This window comes from Paracoccus sp. NBH48 (assembly GCF_015390265.1).
Classification (GTDB): domain Bacteria; phylum Pseudomonadota; class Alphaproteobacteria; order Rhodobacterales; family Rhodobacteraceae; genus Paracoccus; species Paracoccus marcusii.
On record NZ_VUOJ01000004.1, the window covers coordinates 147,633 to 168,969 of the forward strand.

A 21,337-nucleotide genomic window follows, 5' to 3' on the forward strand; every position below is an offset into this window, starting at 1 on the left:
GGTCAGGCGGCATCGGGGCGGTCCAGACCGGCCAGGATCTGCTTGAGCCCCGGTTCGACCACCATGCGGGCGGCCTCGACCGGGGCGAACCAGCGACGCTTGCGCTGCCGGTCCTCGGGAAACCGGTCTGACACGCTGTCCACGGACAGCAGATAGACCCGCATCTCGACCGGGACGGCATAGCCCTGGTCCTGCTGCTTTCTGTACCGGAAGCGGCCCAGTTCGGCCGGGCGGATGCGCCCGCGCACGCCGGCCTCCTCCCAGGCCTCCTGGGCTGCGGCGCCGGGAAGGGTGCGCCCCTCCATCGGCCAGCCCTTGGGAATGACCCAACGGCCCGTGTCGCGGCTGGTGATCAGCAGGACATTGCCGCTGGCCGGGTCGCGGCAGATCGCGCCGACCTGCATCAGCACCGGCCGCCGCCCCAGCAGCAGATCGAGGGTCCGGCGCCAGACGCTCATTCGTCCTCCACCTTGCCGCGCAGGGACTTGACCTCTCCGCGCACCGACTTGGCCTTCAGGCGGCGGCGCTGGCTGCCCAGGGTGGGGCGGGTGGCGATGCGGCGCTTGGGCGCGACCAGGGCCTGGCGGATCAGGTCGGCCAGCCGTTCGCGGGCCAGTTCGCGGTTTCGGGCTTGGCTGCGGGTTTCCTGGGACAGGATCAGGACGGCCCCGTCCTGCGTCCAGCGCCGCCCGGCCAGCCGCTGCAGCCGCCGCTTGACCGGGTCGGGCAGGCTGGGGGATGTCGCGGCCTCGAACCGCAGCTCGACCGCGGTCTCGACCTTGTTCACGTTCTGCCCGCCCGGTCCCTGAGACCGGGTGAACTGTTCGGACAGTTCCCATTCCTGGATGGCGATGGTTTCGGTGACATGCAGCATGACCTTCAGGATATGGCGCGATCCGGGGTCAGTTAAAGCGCAAACCGGTTAATACAGTGTAAATTCCGATTGTCGTCAGATCAGGCGACAGGGTTCCTGTTCCGGCCAATGCGCGAAGGGCAGGACCGCGCCATCCCTGCGGCTGACATCGACGCGGGACAGATCGACGGTCGCGCGCACCCATCCCGGTGCGTCCATCTCTCCTTCGGCGATGATCCCGGTCTCGGGCCAGAAACCGTCGGGCGGGCCATAGATCGCGGCGCGGCCCCGGTTCTCGTCCAGCGCGGGCATCCAGTCGCAGGGGCCGACGGTGGGCGCCTGGACCACGACGCACTGGCTTTCCAGCGCGCGGGCCATCGCGCCGATGCGCACCCGGCTGAACCCCGCGACCGTGTCGGTGCAGCTGGGCACCAGCAGGAGATGCGCCCCGGCCTGCGCCAGCACCCGTCCCAGCAACGGAAACTCGCTGTCATAACAGATGAGGATGCCGATCCGCCCCAGGGTCGTGTCGAAGATCCGCAGGCCGGGCGCGCCGGTGACATGCCATTCCTCGCGTTCGAACCGGGTCATGATCTGCTTGTCCTGGTGGCCGACCACCCCATCGGGGCCATACAGCACCGCACGGTTGACCGGGCGCGCGCCGTCGAAGGCCGGCCCCGACGCGCCCAGGATGTGACAGCCGTGCCGCGCCGCAAGGTCCGCATGCAGCGCCCGGACTTGCGGGTCCAGCGCCGCCACGGCATGCAGGCTGGCCTCCAGATCGCCGGCGACCGCGCGCCCGGACAGGGATGCCAGCTCCATCGCGCCGTATTCGGGGAAGACCAACAGATCGGCATCAGCATCGGAGACCCACCGTGTCAGCTTGGCGGCATAGGCGTCGAAGCTGTCGAACCAGTCGATCGGATAGGCGGCGGCGGCAATCTTCACAGCGGTTTCATCCAGAATTGCAGGGTCTTTTCGGTCTCGGTGGCCATGCCCAGGTCTTTCCAGGCGAACTGCGCGACGACGCCCGGCAGGGGCGCATAACCGCGCTTGCGCCAGAACGCATCCAGCGGCCAGTACTCGGCCGGACGCATCGGGTGATCCGCGGGACGGATCACGCTGCAGAAGGCCGACCAGCGTGCGCCCAGGGCGCGGGCGTGATCCTCGCGCGCGTCGAAGAACGCATGGCCCAGCCCGTGCCCGCGATAGGCCCGCAGCAGCACCGATTCGGCACAATAGAAGATGTCGGACAGCGGTTCGGGGCGATCCGCGAATGCCGCGCCGAAATCGGCGGCGTGATCCGACATCGGCGCGCCCGTGGCCGCCCCCACGATCCGGTCCCCGTCCATCGCGGCGACCACGACCGCGCCGGGCGACTGGTAGGCGCGCAGATAGTCGCGTTCGTAATCGGCGTCGCCGTCATACAGGTATGGCCAGTCGCGGAACACGTCGATGCGCAGGCGCGCCACGTCGGGCAGCGCCTCGGCCAGCGCATCGCCGGTCAGGACGCGGACCGCGACGCTCATGCGCCGACCTGGGCCATCCAGTCGGCCAGGTTGTAATAGGTGGTCACCCGCGCGATGCGGCCGTCGCGGATGGTGAAGAACGCGCCCGCAGGCAGGCGATAGGTCTGGCCGCGGGCTTCGGGCAGGCCGGGATCGGTCTTCAGATAGGTTCCGTTCACGACGAATTCCGCCGCCGCGCGGTCGCCCGCCTCGTTGGCCATGATGACCATGTCGGTCAGGTTTTCCTGATAGCTTTCGGTCATGTGGGCGTTGAATTCCGCGAACAGCGCGCGGCCGCGGCGGATCTTGCCCTCGTTCACGTGGTGCTCGACGTCGTCATGCAGCAGCGCCAGCATGTCGTCGGTGCGCCCCGCGTTGAAGGCGTCGTAATAGGCGGCGATCAGGGCCTTGGCATCCATCAGGGTCTCCTTGCTTTTGCGCAAGGCTAGCGTGCCGAACGCGCGCCGTCACCTGATCCCAAGGTCCGAGGGAACCAATCCGGCCCCGGCGGCCTTGAAAAACGGTTTGAACCTGTTAGCGCTGATGCAAACAGGAACCGGAGGACTTCATGGACAATCGCGATCAGCTGGGCAAGCGCGAGATCACCTGCTTCAAGGCGTATGACGTGCGCGGAGAGCTGGGCAAGAACCTGGATGCGGACGTCGCCTATCGCATCGGTCGCGCCTTTGCGCAGGCGCGCGGCGCCAAGCGCGTCGTCGTGGGTCGCGACAGCCGCGAATCCTCGCCCGAACTGGCCGCGGCGCTGATCGAGGGCCTGACCGACGGCGGCGCCGACGTGCTGGACCTGGGCCTGGCCGGCACCGAGGAGGTGTATTTCCACACCGGCAACCAGGACACCGATGGCGGCATCGAGGTCACGGCCTCGCACAATCCGATCAACTACAACGGCATGAAGATCGTGGGTCGCGGCTCGGCGCCGCTGGACCCGGCGACCGAACTGCCGCCCATCGTCGATCTGGCCACCAACGGCGAATTCGCCCCCACCACCAAGGGCAGCGTCACCGATTTCAGCCATGCCCGCGCCGAATACGCATCGCGCATGGCCGATTTCGTCGATGTGGCCGCGCTGCGCCCGATGAAGATCGTGGTGAATGCCGGCAACGGCACCGCGGGCCCGACCTTCGACGCGATCGCCGAGGAGCTGGAGCGTCGGGGCGCGCCGCTGACCTTCGTTCGGATGCACCATAACGTCGACAGCAGCTTTCCCAACGGCATTCCCAACCCCCTGCTGGACGAGAACCAGCCCCCCACCGTCGCGCGGATGAAGGAAGAAAAGGCCGACCTGGGCGTGGCCTGGGATGGCGATTTCGACCGCTGCTTCTTCTTCGACGAGAACGGGCGCTTCATTCCCGGGGAATACATCGTGGGCCTGCTGGGCGCGGCATTCCTGGAGAAGTCGCCCGGCGAGAAGATCGTCCATGACCCCCGCGTGATCATGAACACCCGTGCCATGATCGAAGAGGCCGGCGGCGAGGCCGTGGTGTCCAAGACCGGCCATGCCTTCATCAAGCGCAAGATGCGCGATGTCAGCGCGATCTATGGCGGAGAGATGTCGGCGCATCATTATTTCCGCGACTTCTACTATTGCGACAGCGGCATGATCCCGTGGCTGCTGATGATCGAACTGCTGTCGCGCAAGGGCATGACCCTGGCCGAGATGCTGGAGGAGCGGATGCGCCTCTATCCGTCGTCCGGAGAGACGAACTACACCATCTCGGACCCGGATGCGGCCATCGCGCGCCTGATCGAAACCTACGAGCCGCAGGCCGACAGCCGGGACGACCTGGACGGGGTGTCGCTGAACTTTGGCAAGTGGCGGTTCAACCTGCGCAAGTCGAACACCGAACCGGTGGTGCGCCTGAACGTCGAATCCGACGGCGACGCGGCGCTGGTGCGCGAAAAGCAGGCCGAACTGGCGGCGCTGCTCAAGGCGTGACGGGCAGGCGGGCCGAAAGGCCCGCCTCCTAGTCCGAAAACCCGAAGGCGATGTAGTCGCGCAGGTACGCCTGACGCGCGGCCTGCAGCAGGGCCTTGTCGCGCAGAAAATCGGGCATCGGCTGAACCTTCAGCCCCGCCAGGCGCGCCTCGTCGATCCCTGCCGCGCGGGCCAGCGTGGGCAGTTCGTCGGCGATGCGGTCCTCGCGGATCAGCATGTCGGGGCTGGCCACGCGGCTGAACCCGGCGATCACCTCGGATTGGCTGGCCCAACCGGCATGGGTGGGCAGCGTGGTCTGGCCGTTCAGGTTGCGTTTCAGGAAGGCCAGGAACTGTGCGAACAGCTCCAGCTGCGCCTGACGATCCATCCCCGCCAATGCCGCGTCCGGCGGCAGCGCCACGCGATGGACGTCGCGCATCAGCTGACGCAGTTCGGGGCGGCTGTCGGTCAGCAGCTGCCGGAACGCCGTCCAGGCCCGGTGCAGCGGGTGGCGCAGCACCGCAAAGCTGCGATGGCCGGGATGCTGGCGTTTCCATTGGCGCAGGCTGGTCTGGGTGAAATCGCCCGACACCGCGCCCAGTGTCGCCATCCAGTCGCGCACCGCATCCCCCGGCCCGCAGCGGACCGGCATGAAGATCAGCCCCTGCCCCGCCTCGACCGCGGAAAAGCTGGGCACGGAGGGGCCACGACGCGGTTCGAAATTCGGGATGCGGCGCAACATGAACGGGTCGATCTGCGCCAGGTCCGCCTGCATCTCGTCGAAATTGCGGACCTTGTCGGCCAGTTCGCGGGGGTTCTGGGGCACCTGGTCGCTGGCGGGTTCGACCCGTGCGATGTCGGTGCGGCCCAGCCAGTGGGCCAGCCCGGTCATCACCTCGGGGTCGCGCAGGTCCTCGTATCCCAGCCAGAAGGCGGTCTGCCCGGTCACCTGCAACCGGTGCATCACGCGCAGCTGGAACCGTTCGACAGCCGCGATGGTGTCGCGGAACTCTGGCCCGTCATAGGTGATCGCGGCGGGGATCGGAGTCTCTGTCTCGTTCAGCTTCCACTGGTTCGTCTCACGCGCAAGCTGGGTCGAGACATAGCTGTCCAGCGGGTTGCGGGTCAGCACGATCTTGGCGCATTCGGGGTCATGCATGATCGCGTCGAAGACCCGCGGATCGTGATCGTGGAAATAGCGGAAGCCCGGCAGGTGTCCGGGCCGGTCGAACAGCCTGTCCAGCAGGACCATCGGGTCGGCCTCGCGCTGGGCGCGGGTGACGCCCTGCAATTCATCCTTGTCGGGCCAGCCCATCATGTAGGGGTTGAACGCCTCGCCAAAGCAGGTGACGCCCCGCAGCGCGTTCAGCGTCGCCTCCAGCAGGTTCGAGCCCGTGCGCATCTCGGCGAAGATGACGAAGCGGCGGAACGGAACGGTCATTCGGCGGCGGTCCTTTCGGGAAGGGGGATGTCCGGCATGGGCAGGCCGTCGCCGAACATGCGCGGACGCAGCCCGGAATTGCGCAGCCGCCGCAGCAGCTCGGGCAGCCCGTGCAGGTCGCGCATCTGCGGCATGTCGGTGGGCGCGTCCGCCAGGCGCGGCAGCTGGGCCAGGGACTGGAACAGCATCTCCTGGGGGCGGGCCAGGAAATCGGACAGTTCATGGACATGCACGCGCGCCTTGACCCAGACCGAATTCAGCACGTCCATCTGCGCGATCTCGGCCCGCTGCAGCAGGGCCGTGACCCGGCGGATGTCGTCGAAGGGCATGTCCGATCGCAGCAGCGGCAGCATCCAGGCCCCGGTGACCACATGGATATGGGCGTTCGGGTCCGTGGCGATGAACCAGTTCAGCGCCTGGTTGTCGCGCGGGCTGAACTGGAACACCTGCATCCGCGTGGTGATGCGGATCAGCGCGGTCAGGAACCCGTGCGGGTCGCGGTCGCGGATCAGCGTGCTGGACGAGATCGCCCCCGGTCCGATCTGCGGGCGGCCGCCGAATTCCACCGTCTCGGGGCCCAGCAGGTGGCCGTGGACATCGGCATCGACCTGCGCGGACAGCCACCCCTCGAAGCCGGGAAAGATGTCGGAAAAGCCCTGGAACATCGCATAGGGGGCCGAAGTCTTGCCGTTCTCGGCATCCTTGCGCGGAAAGCGCGACTGCATGTAGAGGCCGGGCCGCCCCAGCAGGCGGCGGCGGACCGTCCGGTTGATCAGACGTTCGATCCGTTGGGGCTGGGGCGCGGACAGATCGGGGCGGGCACCGGCCGGACGCGGGAAATGCGCCAGAAGATGCGCGGCCTCGGGCCAGACCTTGCGCGCCACGAAGCAGCGCGACTCCTCCAGCATCAGGGCGTGGTCGTCGTACAGCTGATAGGGCCTGCCGTCATGGTCGAACTTGGCCAGGGTCAGCGAATGGCTTTCGATGCGGGTCGCGTGGCGCCGCGCCAGCGTCTGGAAATAGCTTTCGTCCGGGATCCAGACCATGCGGAAATAGCGGTCGAACTCGGCCCGGCGCGGATCGTCCAAGATCGCGCGCAACGTCGTCACCGTCAGGCACCACCATTGCGCGCCCAGATGCGGGGTCAGCCCCTTGGGCAGCCTGCGGCGGATGCCCAGACGGCGCTGCCACTCGGTCAGGCGGTCGAACAGCCAGCGCCGCCTGCGCCAGTCCAGCGGATAGAACAGGGTAAAGCGTTCCTCGTTCAGCCCGCCGACGGTCCAGCCGACGTCCAGCGCACTGACGCTTTCGATATGGTCGCGGTCGGGGTCCTGCGCCAGGAACGCCGTCAGGTCACGCACCGGGCGCAGCGGCAGGCAGGCCCCCGGATGCCAGATAGACATGGGTGACGTCGGAAAAGCTGTCCAGCAGCAGCCGCGCCGCATCCTGGGTGGCGCGCACCAGGCTGAAGCGGCCCCAGTCGCAGGTGTGGCGCCGCGACCAGACGATGCCGGGAAGGTCGGACAGTTCGACCTGCATCCGCGCCACCGACCGGGCCGAGGCCTTGGCATCGACATGGATCGCCACCCGTGCCCCGCCCTGGACCCAGATCCGCGCCATGTGGGCCGCCACGTCCAGGCGCGCATGGCACAGAAGCACCACCCCCAGCCTGACGCGGCGCACCTCCACCGGGTCCGTCATGCCCAGTTCCCCCGGGAGATCAGCCCCAGATCCTCCAGCTGGCGCCAGTCGGCGTATTCGCGCGATTCGCTGCACCACAGGTCGGTGCCTCCGCGCAGCCCAGCGTGATACGCCTTGTATTCCTTGCTGTTGGCATAATGCTGGCGACGGTCCAGCTCCTCGGCGGACTTGTCGGCGAAGGTGGACAGGAACTTGGCGTGCAGCAGGCAGCCCGATGCCATCTCTCCGCCGGCCTCGTCATAGACCATGTTAAGATGGCGGGGCAGCAGCATGTGGGTCGAACTGACATAGGCATAGCGCCAGTCCCACCTGACCAGCGGGGTCTTGTTCAGCGCCGGGCCGGACAGGGGTTCGGCAGTGAAGAACTTGCGCGTGCGCGGACCGCCCTGGATCCACAGGTTGCCGTAATAGGGGTTCTTGCTGATCGTGTAGTTCGCCGGATCGAACCATCGGGCGATGGTGAACGGGTCCGTCCCCTCGGCATAAGGTTCGTCCTCGATATGGCCGCGGGGGTACATGTCCAGCAGCATGGCCGGAAAGCTGCGCCGCCCCGAAGCCTCCAGCCAGTCAGTCAGGGCGGGCAGCGGGCGCGAATCGCAATGCGGATAGATCAGGAACTCGTCCGGATCGACGGTCAGGCACCAATGCCCGTGGCCGTACTTCGCCAGAAGCCTGTTGATCCAGTCCATCCCGAACCGCGACCGCTTGTAGCCGGCATTGGTCCACCACAGCGACACGTCGGGCTGTTCGGCCAGATAATTGCCGCTGCCGTCATCGCTGTCGTTGTTCACGAACAGAAAATGATTCACGCCCAGGTTGCGGTAATAGTTCAGAAAGAATGGCAGCCGCACCCGTTCGTTGCGCATCGTCACCAGGGCCAGGATGTCATTCTTGCGGATCTGGGCAGTGCGGTTGACCACGGGCCGCAGGGCCCGCCGCCGGTTGAACGCGCGCGCGATCAGGTACTGCCGTTCGGCCCTGCGCCGCAGGCGATCGGGGATCGGGAACCGGCCCATGCGCATCACGCGGACCGGCGATCGGCAGAAGATGTGCGGCGCGACGTCATGCCCTAGCAATGTGCAGGACACCCCGTTTTGGCAAGCCCATTCAGCGCTTTGGTCAACGCGGCCAGTCGCCTGTGCCCATCAGGCCAAGGTCGACAAGCTGCCGCCACCCCGTGAATCGCACCGATTCCGGCCCGTGCAGCCGCGGCCCGGCCGCCACCGCGCGGTGATAGGCGGCATAGGCATCGGGGTCCGCGAAATGCTGGCGCCGGCCCAGTTCCTCATGCGACTTGGCGACAATGTCGGGCAGGAACTTGCCGTGCAGCAGCGCGCCCGACAGCCGCGCATCGCCCGGCCCGTCATAGATCAGGTTCAGCCGGGGCGGCAGGATCGAATGGGTCGAGTTGACATAGACGGCCCGCCCGGTCCAGCGCATCAGCGGCAGCTTGTTCATCGTGGGCGCGCGCCGCGGGGCATCGGCAAAGAACACCCGGTCGCGGACACCGCCCTGCAACCACAGGTTTTGGCGCGGCACCGCCCGGCTGGACCGCCATGGCCCCGCGTCGAACCACGGCAGACGCCGTGTCAGCGGCGCCTCCGGCGGGGCGTCGGCGGTGCCCAGTGGCCCCGACGGATACAAGTCCAGCATCACCGCCCCCAGCCCCGGCTGCCCGATCCGGTCCAGATGGGCCGTCAGATCGGGCAGCGGCCGGGTGTCGTGATGGGGATAGACCAGCAGCTCATCGGCATCGACGGTCGCGCACCAATGCCCCCGCCCGAACCGCCACAGCAGCGCGCCTGCCCAATCCAGCCCGAACCGCGCCTCGCGATAGCTGGCGTCGCAACGCCACAGCGACACGTCGGGCTGGGCGGCCAGAAACCGGTCCGACCCGTCCGTGCCGGCATTGTCGACGATCAGGAAATGCGCGACGCCCAAGCGGCGATAATGGTCCAGAAACCCCGGCAGGTGCGCGATCTCGTTGCGCAGGGTGGTTACGGCTAGGATGTCGGCGGGGCGGATGGCAGCGGTACGGTCGGCGACCGGCTGCAGCAGATGGCGCGCCCTGAGGGCGCGCCAGATCAGTTCGCGGCGTTTCCAGCGCAGGCGATAGGCCTGCCACGCCGCGCGCGGTATCACTGCCTGTAATCGCCCGTCTGGTGCCAGCGCCAGGCATCCGCGATCATCTGGGGCATGGTCGATCGGTCGGGCGACCAGCCCAGTTCGGCCTTGGCACGCGTGCTGCCGCAGACCAGCTTGACCGCGTCGCCGCCCCGGCGCGGGCCGTCCAGCATCGGCACCTCGCGGTTGGTGATCGAGCGCGTCGCGTCCACCACCTCGCGGACCGAGAATCCGTCACCGGTACCCAGGCAGAAAACCCGGCTTTCGCGTCCCGCCCGCAGCCATTCCAGACCCTTCACATGCGCGTCGACCAGGTCCATTACATGAACATAGTCGCGGATGCAGGTGCCGTCGGCGGTGGGATAGTCAGTGCCGTGGATGGTCAGCGCCGCGCGCTTGCCATCGACCGCATCCAGGATCAGCGGGATCAGATGCGTTTCGGGGCGGTGGAATTCGCCGACCTGCCCGTCGGGATCGGCGCCCGCGACGTTGAAATACCGGAAGATCACAGAACGCAGGCCGTGGGCCGCGCCGAAATCCGTCAGCATGTCCTCGATCGCGCGCTTGGAGGCACCATAGGCATTGAGCGGCGCCTGCGGGGTGTCCTCGTCCAGGATCTCGCCGTCGCGGTCACCATAGGTCGCGCAGGTCGAGCTGAAGACGAAATCCAGACAGCCCGCGGCCACCGCGGCCTCGATCAGGTTCAGCGAACCCGCGACGTTGTTGCGCCAGTAGAGGCCCGGTTCGGCCATAGCCTCTCCGACCTGGGACAGGGCCGCGAAATGCAGCACCGCCACGGGCCGATGTTCGGCGAAGGCCGCGTCAAGGGCGGCACGGTCCATCAGGTCGGCCTCGACCACCGGACCGAACTTGACCGCATCGCGCCAGCCGGTGGAGAAATTGTCCAGCGTGACGGGGGTGAACCCCGCCGCCGCCAGTGCCTTGCAGGCGTGCGAGCCGATATAGCCCGCGCCGCCCGTCACCAGAACCGTATCCGACATGGATTATTCGGCCGCCCGGCGCATGGACATCACCTCGTGCAGGTACTCGGCGAACTCGTCCTTCAGCTCGTCGCGCTCCAGGCCAAAGGCCACGGTCGCCTGCAGGAAGCCTGCCTTGGAACCACAATCGAAACGCTGGCCGCGGAAGCGCAGGCCGAACACGTCGCGGCCCGCCTGGATCTCCTCGGCGATGGCGTCGGTCAACTGGATCTCGCCACCGGCGCCCTGCTTCAGCTTGTTGAGGTTCTTCATGACCGTCGGCGCCAGGATATAGCGGCCGATCACCGCCAGGTTCGACGGCTGCGTGCCGGTGGCGGGCTTTTCGACCATGCCCTTGGCGCGCACGATCGCGCCCATGTCCTCGGCCACGTCCAGAACGCCATAGGCCTTGGCCTTTTCCGGCGCGACCTCCATCGTGGCGACCATGCTGCCGCCGGTCTCGCCATAAGCCTCGATCATCTGCTGCAGGCAGGGGGGCTCGCCCTGGATGACGTCATCCGTCAGCACGACCGCAAAGGGCTCGTCATCCGACAGCAGGCGACGTGCGCACCAGACCGCATGGCCCAGGCCCAGGGCCTTGTGCTGGCGGATATAGGCGATGGCGCCCGAATCCATGTTCGTCGCGCGCAGAATCTCCAGCAGCTCGGTCTTGCCGGCCTTCTTCAGGCTGGATTCCAGCTCGTGCGCGTGGTCGAAATAGTCCTCAAGCGAGCCCTTCCCGCGCGAGGTCACGAAGATGAATTCCTTGATGCCTGCCGCGCGCGCCTCGTCGATGGCGTATTGAATCAGCGGCTTGTCGACCAGCGACAGCATTTCCTTGGGGATGCTCTTGGTGGTGGGCAGGAATCGTGTTCCCAGTCCAGCGACCGGAAAGATGGCTTTTGTAACCTTGCGACCCATGACGGATACCTTTTGTATGGCTCGGCGGGACCAGTCCCCGCCGCAATGGCGTCGATGCCTAGTGCAGCAGCGACATTGACTTCAATGGGCAGGTTAGGCTCTCGGCAGCTTGTCGCCAAGCAAATGTCGAGAATTCGCTGCAAATTCACAAAGATCAAACGCTGCGGGGCAGGCGATCACATCATCGCCATGTCCTGCATCATCTGCTCCAGACGCGGAACATCCTGAGGGTTGTTTAGTTCCCAGAATTGCCGACCGCGTGCCTCGACCTCGACGCAGCGCACATGGCGGCCGCGTTCCAGAAAACGCAGCTGTTCCAACCCCTCCAGCCGTTCCAGGGCGCCTTCGGGCCAGGTGGCGTATTCGGCCAGCGCCGCCGGGCGATAGGCATAGACGCCCACGTGATGAAAGACCGGGCTTGGCGCGTCGGGGGCCACGTCGCCCGGAACAAAGGGGATGACCTCCTTGGAAAAGTACAGCGCACGGCCCTCATGGCCGAAAACCGCCGTCGTCCCGCCCACGCGCCCCGCATGGCGGTCGGCGATCAGGTCGGCCCGCATCGCCCCGGTGCAGCGCAGGACAGGCGTCGCCACCTGCGCGTCGGGATCGGCACGCAGGCCGGCGACCAGATCCTCGACGAACCAGGCAGGCGTCAGCGGCGCGTCACCCTGCAGGTTCACCACGATCTCGGGGGTCAGGCCCAAGGTCGCCACCGCCTCGGCGCAGCGCTCGGTGCCGTTGCGGCAGTCGGGGCTGGTCATCGCCACCTCCGCGCCGAAGGCCAGGGCGTGGTCGCGGATGCGGTCGTCGTCGGTGGCAACGATCACGCGGTCGATCCCGCGCACGCCGACGGCCGCGTCCCAGCTGCGCCGGATCAGGCTGCGCGCCTGTCCCCCCGCGCCGCGCAGCTCGACCAGCGGCTTGCCCGGATAGCGGGTCGAGGCGAAACGGGCGGGGATGACGATGACGACCGACATGGTCACTCCTTCACCAGCAGGACGCCCGGCGCGTAGGCGATGAAGAACGGGTTCTCGAACCCCGGCTTGCCATAGGCCAGGGGGCTGTGGTCGTCGAACCGCACGACCTCTCCGCCGGCGCCGCGCAGGACGGCGTCGCCTGCGGCGGTGTCCCATTCCATCGTCCGGCCCAGGCGCGGATACAGGTCAGCCTCGCCCGTGGCGACCAGGCAGAACTTCAGCGAGCTGCCCGCGCTGGTCATGTCGCGCACGCCGTAGCGGTCGATATAGGCGTCGGTCGCCGCGTCGCGATGCGACTTGGAGGCGACCACCATCAGGCCGCGGTTGTCGGGCATCGGATTCACGCCGATCGGGCGGACCTCTCCGGGCGCGTCCCCGAAGGGGCCCGTCTCCTCGACGGACCGCCCGTCGGCGGTGGTGTAGAACAGCCGCCCCTTGGCGGGGGCGTAGACGATGCCGCGCACCGGCACGCCGTCCTGGACATAGGCGATGTTGACGGTGAAATCGCCGCGGCGCTGGACGAACTCCTTGGTCCCGTCCAGCGGGTCCACGATCAGGAAGGTGCGCAGGCTCTGGCCGTGGGTGTCGGCCTGCTCCTCGGTCACCAGGGGCGTGTCCGGGAACGCCTCGCGCAGCCCGGCCGAGATCAGCGCATCGGCGGCCTCGTCCGCGGCGGTGACGGGCGAATCATCGGATTTGGCGCGGACATCGAAATCGTCGGCCTCATAGATCTGCATGATCCGGTCGCCGGCCTGCAGGGCCAGGCGCCGCATTTCGGTGATCAGTCGGTCGAATTGCATTCACTTTCCTTTCCCTGCCAGAGGCCTGCGGCCGCTGCCCGATTGTGCGGGGGTGCTGCGCCTCTTATGATGTGCGGCGGGTCCATCGGCAAGCGCCGGGCCGCCAGTGACGGAGCACCGCCCTTGTTCAAGCAGCGCCAGAACCGGAACCTGTTCCAGGCCGCCTTCACCACCTTCGCGCTGATCTATCACCAGACGGTGTACAACCTGCGCACCGAACACCGCAACGCGGTGCTGGGCCTGGTCATGACCATGATGCAAAGCGTCGTCTTCGTCGTGGTGTTTCTGGGCATGTACACGCTGATCGGCATCGGCGGGTCGCAGATCCGCGGGGATTTCCTGCTGTACATCATGTCGGGGATCTTCATCTTCATGCTGCACGTGCAGGCCGTGGGCGCGGTCGCGGGCAGCCATTCGGTGTCGTCGGGCATCATCAAGCACGAACCTCTGAACGCGGCGGTGCTGATCTCGGGGGCGGCGCTGGCGGTGCTGTACCGCCAGACGATCAGCTGTCTGGTGATCCTGTCGGTCTACCACATGGTCTTCCAGCCGATCACGATCGAGGACCCTGTCGGCGCCGGGTCGCTGTTCGTGGTGTCCTGGTTCACCGGCTGCGCGATCGGGCTGATCTTTCTGGGAATCCGCCCCTGGTCCCCGCAGGCCTGCAAGGTGCTGACGATGGTCTATCAGCGCGTGAACATGTTCGCGTCGGGCAAGTTCTTCGTCGCCAACATGATTCCCAGCTTCATCCTGCCGTGGTTCGCGTGGAACCCGCTGTTCCACCTGATCGACCAGGAACGCGGCTTCCTGTTCATCAACTATTCGCCCCATCGCACGATGCTGTTCTACCCCCTGTGGTTCGCGATCGCGGCGCTGATGGTGGGGCTGCTGATCAACTTCACGACCCGCAAGTACGAATCCATCAGCTGGAGCGCCGCGCAGTAGCGTCATGGCCCCGGTTTCGCGGGCCCAAACCACCGATTTTGCGCTGCGGCAGTGCTTGCGGGGCTGAATTGCATCCCTATATACACCCCCGAAGCGGTCCGGAGGTTCCGGCCCGTTCGTCAAGGGATCGGGCCTCGGGGGCCGCAACGGACCCGCAGTCCAAGATATCGCCGCAAGAGAAGGTTAAACACATATGTCAAAAGTCATCGGCATCGACCTCGGCACCACCAACAGCTGCGTCGCCATCATGGACGGCAGCCAGCCGAAGGTCATCGAGAACAGCGAAGGCGCGCGCACCACGCCCTCGATCGTGGGTTTCAAGGACGGTGAACGCCTGGTCGGCCAGCCTGCCAAGCGCCAGGCCGTGACCAACCCGACCAACACCGTCTTTGCCGTGAAACGCCTGATCGGGCGCCGCATGGGCGACGAGGCCGTCGAGAAGGACCGCAAGATGGTCCCCTACACCATCGCGGATGGTGGCAACGGCGACGCCTGGGTCGAGGTGCAGGGTGAGAAGTACTCCCCCGCGCAGGTCAGCGCGATGATCCTTCAGAAGATGAAGGAGACCGCCGAATCCTATCTGGGCGAGACCGTGACCCAAGCCGTGATCACCGTTCCGGCCTATTTCAACGACGCCCAGCGCCAGGCCACCAAGGACGCCGGCAAGATCGCCGGCCTGGAAGTGCTGCGCATCATCAACGAGCCGACCGCGGCCGCGCTGGCCTATGGTCTGGACAAGAAGGAAACCAAGACGATCGCGGTCTATGACCTTGGCGGCGGTACCTTCGACATCACCATCCTGGAGATCGACGACGGCCTGTTCGAGGTGAAGTCCACGAACGGCGACACCTTCCTGGGTGGCGAAGACTTCGACATGCGGATCGTGAACTATCTGGCCGACGAGTTCAAAAAGGAACACGGCGTCGATCTGTCCAAGGACAAGATGGCCCTGCAGCGCCTAAAGGAAGCCGCGGAAAAGGCCAAGATCGAGCTGTCCTCCTCCAGTCAGACCGAGATCAACCAGCCGTTCATCTCGATGGACAAGAACAGCGGCACCCCGCTGCACCTGGTCGTCAAGCTGACCCGCTCCAAGCTGGAAAGCCTGGTCGCTGACCTGATCAAACGCACCATGAAGCCCGTCCAAGACGCGCTGAAGGATGCCGGCTGCTCCAAGGGCGACATCGACGAGGTCGTCCTGGTCGGCGGCATGACTCGCATGCCCAAGGTCGTGGCCGAGGTCACCGAGTTCTTCGGCAAGGAGCCCCACAAGGGCGTGAACCCCGACGAGGTCGTGGCCCTTGGCGCCGCCATCCAGGCCGGCGTGCTGCAGGGTGACGTCAAGGACGTCGTGCTGCTGGACGTGACGCCGCTGTCGCTGGGCATCGAGACGCTGGGTGGCGTGTTCACCCGCCTGATCGACCGCAACACGACCATCCCGACCAAGAAGAGCCAGATCTTCTCGACCGCCGAGGACAACCAGGGCGCCGTGACGATCCGCGTGTTCCAAGGCGAGCGAGAGATGGCCGCGGACAACAAGATGCTGGGCCAGTTCAACCTGGAGCACATCCCGCCCGCGCCGCGCGGCATGCCGCAGATCGAGGTGACCTTCGACATCGACGCCAACGGCATCGTGTCGGTGGCCGCCAAAGACAAGGGCACCGGCAAGGAGCAGACCATCACCATCGCGGCCTCGGGCGGTCTGTCCGACGAGGACATCGAGCGGATGGTCAAGGATGCCGAGGCGAACGCCGAATCCGACAAGACCCGCCGCGAGCTGGTCGAGGCGAAGAACCAGGCTGAAAGCCTGATCCACTCGACCAACAAGTCGCTGTCCGAGCATGGCGACAAGGTCGACGCCTCGACTGTCGAGGCGATCGAGCTGGCCATCGGCGCGCTGGAGGAATCGCTGAAGTCCGAGGACCCGGGCAAGATCCGGTCGGGCATCCAGAACGTCATGGACGCGTCCATGCGCCTGGGCGAGGCGATCTACAAGAACCAGCAGAGCGCCGAGGACTCCGATCCGTCGGACCGCGACACTCCGCGTGATGTCGACGACGACATCGTGGACGCCGATTTCGAAGATCTGGGCGACGACAAGAAGCGCGGCTGATCGGGGCCGCATCCCCTGACCGGGCCGGCCCGCCTTTCCCGCGGGCCGGCCTGTTTCATGGGGACAGCTGAACAGGACGACACATGAGCAAGCGTTGTTACTACGAAGTGCTCGGGGTCACGCGCGGGGCCTCGACCGACGAGATCAAGAAGGCCTACCGCACCAAGGCCAAAGAGCTGCATCCCGACCGCAACCAGGACGATGCGACAGCCGAGGCCCGCTTCAAGGAAGCGAACGAGGCCTATGACTGCCTGAAGGACGACACCAAGAAGGCCGCCTATGACCGCTTCGGCCATGCCGCCTTCGAGGGTGGCATGGGCGGCGGCGGCGGTGGCCGTGGCCAGCATCCGGGCGATTTCGGCGCGGCGTTCGCCGACGTGTTCGAGGATCTGTTCGGCGACATGATGGGCCGTCGCGGCGGTGGCGGTGGCGGGCGTGCCCGGGCGCAGCGCGGGCAGGACCTGCGCTACAACCTGCGCGTCAGCCTTGAGGACGCCTATGTCGGCGTGCAAAAGCCGATCACCGTGCGCGGCTCGGTCGCCTGCGGCGAATGCGACGGGACCGGGGCCGAGGGCGCGTCCCAGCCCGCCGCCTGTCCGACCTGCGCAGGCATGGGCAAGGTCCGCGCCCAGCAGGGCTTCTTCACCGTCGAGCGCACCTGCCCGACCTGCGGCGGCGCGGGCCAGATCGTCAAGAACCCGTGCAAGGCCTGCCACGGTGCGGGCCGGATGGAACGAGACCGCGCGCTGTCGGTGAACATTCCCGCCGGTGTCGAGACCGGCACCCGCATCCGGCTGGCCGGAGAGGGCGAGGCGGGGCTGCGTGGCGGTCCGGCCGGGGATCTGTACATCTTCATCGAGGTCCAAGACCACGCGATCTTCCTGCGCGACGGCAAGACGCTGGCCTGCCAGGTGCCGGTCAGCATGGCCACCGCCGCCCTGGGCGGCGAGGTCGAGGTGCCGACCATCGACGGCGGGCGCGCCCGCGTCAAGGTCGCCGCCGGCAGCCAGACGGGTCGGCAGATGCGCCTGCGCGGCAAGGGCATGCCGCCCCTGCGCCACGGCCCCGGCGCGCAGGGCGATTTCGGCGACATGCTGATCGAGCTGACCGTCGAGACGCCGGTCAACCTGACGCCCCGCCAGCGGGAGCTGCTGCGAGAGTTCGAGGCCGAGAAGGCCGACAACAGCCCGCAATCGGACAGCTTCTTCGACAAGGTAAAGGGGTTCTGGGAAGGGATGACCCGTTAAGGGTTAACCGTTCCTTTACCGATTCGGGTTCATGTTCCGCACATGGACCCGAATCGTTCCTTTGGCGAAATGCCCCTGCCTTTGTTCAGCCCGGCCGCGGATGACGTGGTGCCGGCCGGCAAGGCTGCACCCTCCTATCTGGCCGATCATCGGGCAAGGCTGCGCGAACGGTTCCTGCAGGGCGGCGCGACCGCGATGCCCGATTACGAGCTTTTGGAGCTGGTGCTGTTCCGCGCCATCCCGCGCCAGGACGTCAAACCGCTGGCCCGCCGCCTGATCGAGACCTTCGGCGATTTCAACCGCGTGGTCACCGCGCCGCCCGCCCGCCTGCAGGCGGTCGACGGTGTTGGACCCGCCGTCGTTACCGAACTGAAGATCGTCGAGGCCGCGGCGCAGCGCATGGCCCGCGCCCGCATCATGCACCGCCCGGTCCTGTCCAGCTGGCAGTCGCTGCTGGATTACTGCCACACCGCGATGGCGCATCGCGAGATCGAGCAGTTCCGCGTGCTGTACCTGGACCGAAAGAACGTCCTGATCGCGGATGAGGAGCAGTCGCGCGGCACGGTGGACCACGTCCCCGTCTATCCGCGCGAGATCATCCGCCGCGCGCTGGAGTTGAACGCCTCGGCGCTGATCCTGGTGCACAACCATCCCTCGGGCGATCCGACGCCCTCGGACAGCGACATCGCCATGACGGCACGCATCGGGCAGGCCGCGGAAAGCATGGGAATCACCATCCACGACCACCTGATCATCGGCAAGTCGCGCGAACTGTCGTTCCGGTCCGAGGGCCTGCTCTGATCCCCGCGGGGGGTGCAGCATTTGTGCCCGATGCGTCGAATTGCAACGGGCCGCGACGGCTTATCATCTGGACTGACGAGGAATTGAGGGCTAGAACCGCCCCGCGAAGGCTGCGTTTCGGACGCGGCCCGGAATGTCGTATCGGCCTGCATTGACGGCCCGAATTGGAGTATGACCCGTGTCCCACGCAGATGACCACGTAGGCACCCGGAGGGATTTCCTCTATTATGCCACGGCGGGCGCAGGCACGGTGGCCGCCGGTGCCGCCGCCTGGACCCTTGTGAATCAGATGAACCCCTCGGCCGACGTGCAGGCGCTGGCCTCGATCCAGGTCGATGTCAGCGGCGTCGCCGCCGGGTCGCAGATCACCGTGCTGTTCCTGGGCAAGCCCGTGTTCATCCGCCGCCGGACCCCCGAGGAGATCGAGGCCGGACGTGCGGTCGAGCTGAGCGAGCTGCCCGACCAGAACGCCCAGAACCCCAATCTGGCCGACGGATCGCCCGCCACCGACGCGAACCGCGCGCTGGACGAGACCGGCGAATGGCTGGTCCAGATCGGCGTCTGCACCCACCTGGGCTGCGTGCCCATCGGTGACGGCGCGGGCGATTTCGGGGGCTGGTTCTGCCCCTGCCACGGCAGCCATTACGACACCGCAGGCCGCATCCGTCGCGGGCCCGCGCCGCAGAACATGCATATTCCGCTGGCGTCGTTCGTGAACGACACCACCATTCAGCTGGGTTAAGGAGGGTTATCATGGCCGGAATTCCGCACGACCATTACGAGCCCAAGTCGGGCTTCGAACGCTGGCTTCACCGCCGCCTGCCCGTCGCCGGCGTGCTTTACGACACGCTGATGATCCCCACGCCCAAGAACCTGAACTGGATGTGGATCTGGGGGATCGTGCTGGTCTTCTGCCTGGTGCTGCAGATCGTCACGGGCATCGTCCTGGTGATGCACTATACCCCGCATGTCGACATGGCCTTCGCCAGCGTCGAGCACATCATGCGCAACGTCAACGGCGGCTACATGCTGCGCTACATCCACATGAACGGCGCGTCGCTGTTCTTCGTGGCCGTGTACCTGCACATCTTCCGCGGCCTCTACTACGGCAGCTACAAGGCCCCGCGCGAGGTCACCTGGATCATCGGCATGCTGATCTACCTGCTGATGATGGCCACCGCCTTCATGGGCTACGTGCTGCCCTGGGGTCAGATGTCCTTCTGGGGCGCGACCGTGATCACCGGCCTGTTCGGCGCCATTCCGGGCGTGGGTGAAACGCTGCAGACCTGGCTGCTGGGCGGACCCGCGGTCGGCAACGCGACGCTGAACCGCTTCTTCTCGCTGCACTACCTGCTGCCCTTCATCATCGCGGGCCTGGTCATCGTCCACGTGTGGGCCTTCCACACCACGGGCAACAACAACCCGACCGGCATCGAGGTGCGTCGCACCAGCAAGGAGGAGGCCGCCAAGGACACCCTGCCCTTCTGGCCCTACTTCGTCATCAAGGACCTGTTCGCGCTGGCCGTCATCCTGGCCGTGTTCTTCGCGATCGTGGGCTTCATGCCCAACTACCTGGGCCACCCGGACAACTACATCGAGGCCAACGCGCTGGCCACGCCCGCGCATATCGTGCCCGAATGGTACTTCCTGCCCTTCTACGCGATCCTGCGCGCCTTCGACGCCGAGGTGTGGCTGGTCCAGCTGGTCCAGTTCGTGACCTTCGGCATCGTCGACGCCAAGTTCTTCGGCGTGCTGGCGATGTTCGGCGCCATCGTGGTGATGGGCCTGGCGCCCTGGCTGGACACCAGCCGCGTGCGCTCGGGCCGCTATCGTCCGCAGTTCAAGTGGTGGTTCTGGCTGCTGGCGGTCGACTTCGTCGTGCTGACCTGGGTCGGTGCCATGCCCACCGAGGGGCCCTATCCCTACATCGCGCTGGCTGCCGCGGCCTACTGGTTTGGCTACTTCCTGGTGATCCTGCCGCTGCTGGGCGTGATCGAGAAGCCGGAGCCCATGCCCGCCACGATCGAGGAAGATTTCAACGAACACTACGCGCCCAAGGTTGGTGGAACCAGCCTGACGCAGCCGGCCGAATGAGAGGACCAAGGATCATGCTGAAAGCACTAGCGATCGCCGCCGTCACGGCCGTTGGCCTGTCCGGACCGGCGATGGCCGCAGGCGAAGGCGGGCACATCGAGGATGTCGCCTTCCCGCACGAGGGTCCGTTCGGCGCATACGACCAGTTCCAACTGCAGCGCGGGTTGCAGGTCTATACCGAGGTCTGCTCGGCCTGCCACGGCCTGAAATACGTCGCCATCCGCACCCTGGCGGATGAAGGCGGCCCTGGCCTGCCCGAGGATCAGGTCCGCGCCTATGCGGCCGAACTGCTGCCGGTCTTCGACGACGCGATCGGAGAGGAGCGTCCGCGCACCATCACCGATCACTTCCCGGCGACCTCGGGTGACGGCATGGGCCCGGACCTGTCGCTGATGGCCAAGGCCCGCGCGGGCTTTCACGGCCCCTTCGGCACCGGCCTCAGCCAGCTGGTCAACGGCATGGGCGGTCCGGAATACATCCACGCCCTGCTGACCAGCTATACCGGCGAGGACCAGGAACAGGCCGGCACGCTGCTGCACGGCAACACCGCCTTCCCCGGCGGCTGGATCAGCATGGCGGCTCCGCTGTCCGACGGTCAGGTCACCTACGAGGACGGCACCGAGGCGACCGTCGACCAGATGGCGATGGACATCGCGGCCTTCCTGATGTGGACCGCCGAGCCCAAGATGATGGACCGCAAGTCCGTGGGCCTGGTCGCGGTGCTGTTCCTGGTGCTGCTCAGCGCGCTGCTCTATGTCGTGAACAAGCGGCTGTGGGCGCCCCACAAGGGCAAGTTGCCCGCCTGATCCTGCACGACAGGTCGACATGACAGGACGCGCCCCGCAACGGGCGCGTCTTTTCACATCTGGACAAGGCCCGGCCCGCCCGGTCACATGGCC

Annotated in this window: 22 protein-coding genes; 8 read left to right on the forward strand and 14 right to left on the reverse strand. The window is 66.7% G+C overall.

Annotation, left to right across the window (positions count from 1 at the left end):
• Positions 1-2: 2 nt before the first annotated feature.
• From F1642_RS07600 to F1642_RS07620, 5 genes are all read right to left on the reverse strand, one after another.
• Positions 3-458 carry an NUDIX hydrolase gene (locus F1642_RS07600; RefSeq protein ID WP_045982667.1) on the reverse strand — a complete coding sequence of 152 codons (456 nt, stop codon included), beginning with the start codon at positions 456-458 and terminating at the stop codon, positions 3-5.
• On the reverse strand, positions 455-874 hold the full coding sequence (gene arfB / locus F1642_RS07605) for an alternative ribosome rescue aminoacyl-tRNA hydrolase ArfB (protein ID WP_046000435.1): 420 nt from the start codon (positions 872-874) through the stop codon (positions 455-457). Before arfB ends, F1642_RS07600 begins: the two co-directional genes overlap by 4 nt.
• A 75-nt stretch (positions 875-949) precedes the next feature.
• On the reverse strand, positions 950-1,801 hold the full coding sequence (locus F1642_RS07610) for a carbon-nitrogen hydrolase family protein (RefSeq protein ID WP_194885924.1): 852 nt from the start codon (positions 1,799-1,801) through the stop codon (positions 950-952).
• Complete coding sequence (locus F1642_RS07615) at positions 1,798-2,382, reverse strand: GNAT family N-acetyltransferase (RefSeq protein ID WP_194885925.1); 585 nt, start codon at positions 2,380-2,382, stop codon at positions 1,798-1,800. Before F1642_RS07615 ends, F1642_RS07610 begins: the two co-directional genes overlap by 4 nt.
• Positions 2,379-2,780 carry a ketosteroid isomerase-related protein gene (locus F1642_RS07620; RefSeq protein WP_194885926.1) on the reverse strand — a complete coding sequence of 134 codons (402 nt, stop codon included), beginning with the start codon at positions 2,778-2,780 and terminating at the stop codon, positions 2,379-2,381. The genes F1642_RS07615 and F1642_RS07620 overlap by 4 nt, the downstream gene beginning before the upstream one ends.
• Positions 2,781-2,929: 149 nt before the next feature.
• Here F1642_RS07620 and F1642_RS07625 point away from each other — a divergent pair, with 149 nt between their 5' ends.
• On the forward strand, positions 2,930-4,318 hold the full coding sequence (locus F1642_RS07625) for a phosphomannomutase/phosphoglucomutase (RefSeq protein WP_045982672.1): 1,389 nt from the start codon (positions 2,930-2,932) through the stop codon (positions 4,316-4,318).
• Positions 4,319-4,346: 28 nt separating this feature from the next.
• Here the strand turns inward: F1642_RS07625 and F1642_RS07630 are convergent, their stop codons facing one another.
• From F1642_RS07630 to cysQ, 9 genes are all read right to left on the reverse strand, one after another.
• Positions 4,347-5,738 carry a hypothetical protein gene (locus tag F1642_RS07630; protein ID WP_194885927.1) on the reverse strand — a complete coding sequence of 464 codons (1,392 nt, stop codon included), beginning with the start codon at positions 5,736-5,738 and terminating at the stop codon, positions 4,347-4,349.
• On the reverse strand, positions 5,735-7,141 hold the full coding sequence (locus F1642_RS07635) for a glycosyl transferase (protein ID WP_255522253.1): 1,407 nt from the start codon (positions 7,139-7,141) through the stop codon (positions 5,735-5,737). Before F1642_RS07635 ends, F1642_RS07630 begins: the two co-directional genes overlap by 4 nt.
• A complete protein-coding gene (locus tag F1642_RS15700) occupies positions 7,092-7,439 on the reverse strand; it encodes a hypothetical protein (RefSeq protein ID WP_255522254.1) in 348 nt (115 codons plus the stop codon). The genes F1642_RS07635 and F1642_RS15700 overlap by 50 nt, the downstream gene beginning before the upstream one ends.
• On the reverse strand, positions 7,436-8,455 hold the full coding sequence (locus tag F1642_RS07640) for a glycosyltransferase family 2 protein (protein ID WP_045982691.1): 1,020 nt from the start codon (positions 8,453-8,455) through the stop codon (positions 7,436-7,438). Before F1642_RS07640 ends, F1642_RS15700 begins: the two co-directional genes overlap by 4 nt.
• Positions 8,456-8,558: 103 nt before the next feature.
• The gene (locus F1642_RS07645; RefSeq protein ID WP_194885928.1) at positions 8,559-9,581 is read right to left on the reverse strand and encodes a glycosyltransferase family 2 protein; all 1,023 of its coding nucleotides are present in this window, start codon (positions 9,579-9,581) and stop codon (positions 8,559-8,561) included.
• Entirely contained in the window at positions 9,578-10,564 is a 987-nt protein-coding gene (gene galE / locus F1642_RS07650; RefSeq protein WP_127897481.1) for a UDP-glucose 4-epimerase GalE, read from the reverse strand. The genes F1642_RS07645 and galE overlap by 4 nt, the downstream gene beginning before the upstream one ends.
• Positions 10,565-10,567: 3 nt before the next feature.
• Positions 10,568-11,464 carry a UTP--glucose-1-phosphate uridylyltransferase gene (locus tag F1642_RS07655; protein ID WP_045982677.1) on the reverse strand — a complete coding sequence of 299 codons (897 nt, stop codon included), beginning with the start codon at positions 11,462-11,464 and terminating at the stop codon, positions 10,568-10,570.
• A gap of 176 nt (positions 11,465-11,640) precedes the next feature.
• Positions 11,641-12,441 (reverse strand): 3-deoxy-manno-octulosonate cytidylyltransferase, encoded by an 801-nt coding sequence (locus tag F1642_RS07660; protein ID WP_127897482.1) that lies wholly within the window; start codon positions 12,439-12,441, stop codon positions 11,641-11,643.
• A 2-nt stretch (positions 12,442-12,443) separates the two neighbouring features.
• A complete protein-coding gene (cysQ, locus tag F1642_RS07665) occupies positions 12,444-13,241 on the reverse strand; it encodes a 3'(2'),5'-bisphosphate nucleotidase CysQ (RefSeq protein ID WP_194885929.1) in 798 nt (265 codons plus the stop codon).
• Positions 13,242-13,364: 123 nt separating this feature from the next.
• Here cysQ and F1642_RS07670 point away from each other — a divergent pair, with 123 nt between their 5' ends.
• From F1642_RS07670 to F1642_RS07700, 7 genes are all read left to right on the forward strand, one after another.
• Positions 13,365-14,186, forward strand: coding sequence for an ABC transporter permease (locus F1642_RS07670; protein WP_045982680.1), 822 nt, complete (start codon positions 13,365-13,367; stop codon positions 14,184-14,186).
• Positions 14,187-14,379: 193 nt separating this feature from the next.
• Complete coding sequence (gene dnaK, locus F1642_RS07675) at positions 14,380-16,296, forward strand: molecular chaperone DnaK (protein WP_046000443.1); 1,917 nt, start codon at positions 14,380-14,382, stop codon at positions 16,294-16,296.
• Positions 16,297-16,379: 83 nt separating this feature from the next.
• Positions 16,380-17,543 carry a molecular chaperone DnaJ gene (dnaJ, locus tag F1642_RS07680; RefSeq protein ID WP_045982682.1) on the forward strand — a complete coding sequence of 388 codons (1,164 nt, stop codon included), beginning with the start codon at positions 16,380-16,382 and terminating at the stop codon, positions 17,541-17,543.
• Positions 17,544-17,585: 42 nt separating this feature from the next.
• Positions 17,586-18,344, forward strand: a complete 759-nt coding sequence (gene radC / locus F1642_RS07685) for a DNA repair protein RadC (RefSeq protein WP_194885930.1) — start codon at positions 17,586-17,588, stop codon at positions 18,342-18,344.
• A 178-nt stretch (positions 18,345-18,522) separates the two neighbouring features.
• Complete coding sequence (petA, locus tag F1642_RS07690) at positions 18,523-19,086, forward strand: ubiquinol-cytochrome c reductase iron-sulfur subunit (RefSeq protein ID WP_045982684.1); 564 nt, start codon at positions 18,523-18,525, stop codon at positions 19,084-19,086.
• 11 nt (positions 19,087-19,097) lie between these two features.
• A complete protein-coding gene (petB, locus tag F1642_RS07695; protein ID WP_045982685.1) occupies positions 19,098-20,438 on the forward strand; it encodes a cytochrome b in 1,341 nt (446 codons plus the stop codon).
• Positions 20,439-20,452: 14 nt separating this feature from the next.
• Positions 20,453-21,244: a cytochrome c1 gene (locus F1642_RS07700; RefSeq protein ID WP_194885931.1), complete on the forward strand. Its 792-nt coding sequence runs from the start codon at positions 20,453-20,455 to the stop codon at positions 21,242-21,244.
• The last annotated feature ends 93 nt before the right edge of the window (positions 21,245-21,337 follow it).

Excerpts from the sequence above, each read along its gene's own strand:
- F1642_RS07600 (WP_045982667.1), bottom strand. The coding sequence starts at position 458 with ATGAGCGTCTGGCGCCGGACCCTCGATCTGCTGCTGGGGCGGCGGCCG.
- arfB (WP_046000435.1), bottom strand. The coding sequence starts at position 874 with ATGCTGCATGTCACCGAAACCATCGCCATCCAGGAATGGGAACTGTCC.
- F1642_RS07615 (WP_194885925.1), bottom strand. The coding sequence starts at position 2,382 with ATGAGCGTCGCGGTCCGCGTCCTGACCGGCGATGCGCTGGCCGAGGCG.
- F1642_RS07620 (WP_194885926.1), bottom strand. The coding sequence starts at position 2,780 with ATGGATGCCAAGGCCCTGATCGCCGCCTATTACGACGCCTTCAACGCG.
- F1642_RS07625 (WP_045982672.1), top strand. The coding sequence starts at position 2,930 with ATGGACAATCGCGATCAGCTGGGCAAGCGCGAGATCACCTGCTTCAAG.
- F1642_RS07630 (WP_194885927.1), bottom strand. The coding sequence starts at position 5,738 with ATGACCGTTCCGTTCCGCCGCTTCGTCATCTTCGCCGAGATGCGCACG.
- F1642_RS07635 (WP_255522253.1), bottom strand. The coding sequence starts at position 7,141 with ATGTCTATCTGGCATCCGGGGGCCTGCCTGCCGCTGCGCCCGGTGCGT.
- F1642_RS15700 (WP_255522254.1), bottom strand. The coding sequence starts at position 7,439 with ATGACGGACCCGGTGGAGGTGCGCCGCGTCAGGCTGGGGGTGGTGCTT.
- F1642_RS07640 (WP_045982691.1), bottom strand. The coding sequence starts at position 8,455 with ATGGGCCGGTTCCCGATCCCCGATCGCCTGCGGCGCAGGGCCGAACGG.
- galE (WP_127897481.1), bottom strand. The coding sequence starts at position 10,564 with ATGTCGGATACGGTTCTGGTGACGGGCGGCGCGGGCTATATCGGCTCG.
- F1642_RS07655 (WP_045982677.1), bottom strand. The coding sequence starts at position 11,464 with ATGGGTCGCAAGGTTACAAAAGCCATCTTTCCGGTCGCTGGACTGGGA.
- F1642_RS07660 (WP_127897482.1), bottom strand. The coding sequence starts at position 12,441 with ATGTCGGTCGTCATCGTCATCCCCGCCCGTTTCGCCTCGACCCGCTAT.
- cysQ (WP_194885929.1), bottom strand. The coding sequence starts at position 13,241 with ATGCAATTCGACCGACTGATCACCGAAATGCGGCGCCTGGCCCTGCAG.
- dnaK (WP_046000443.1), top strand. The coding sequence starts at position 14,380 with ATGTCAAAAGTCATCGGCATCGACCTCGGCACCACCAACAGCTGCGTC.
- dnaJ (WP_045982682.1), top strand. The coding sequence starts at position 16,380 with ATGAGCAAGCGTTGTTACTACGAAGTGCTCGGGGTCACGCGCGGGGCC.
- radC (WP_194885930.1), top strand. The coding sequence starts at position 17,586 with ATGGACCCGAATCGTTCCTTTGGCGAAATGCCCCTGCCTTTGTTCAGC.
- petB (WP_045982685.1), top strand. The coding sequence starts at position 19,098 with ATGGCCGGAATTCCGCACGACCATTACGAGCCCAAGTCGGGCTTCGAA.
- F1642_RS07700 (WP_194885931.1), top strand. The coding sequence starts at position 20,453 with ATGCTGAAAGCACTAGCGATCGCCGCCGTCACGGCCGTTGGCCTGTCC.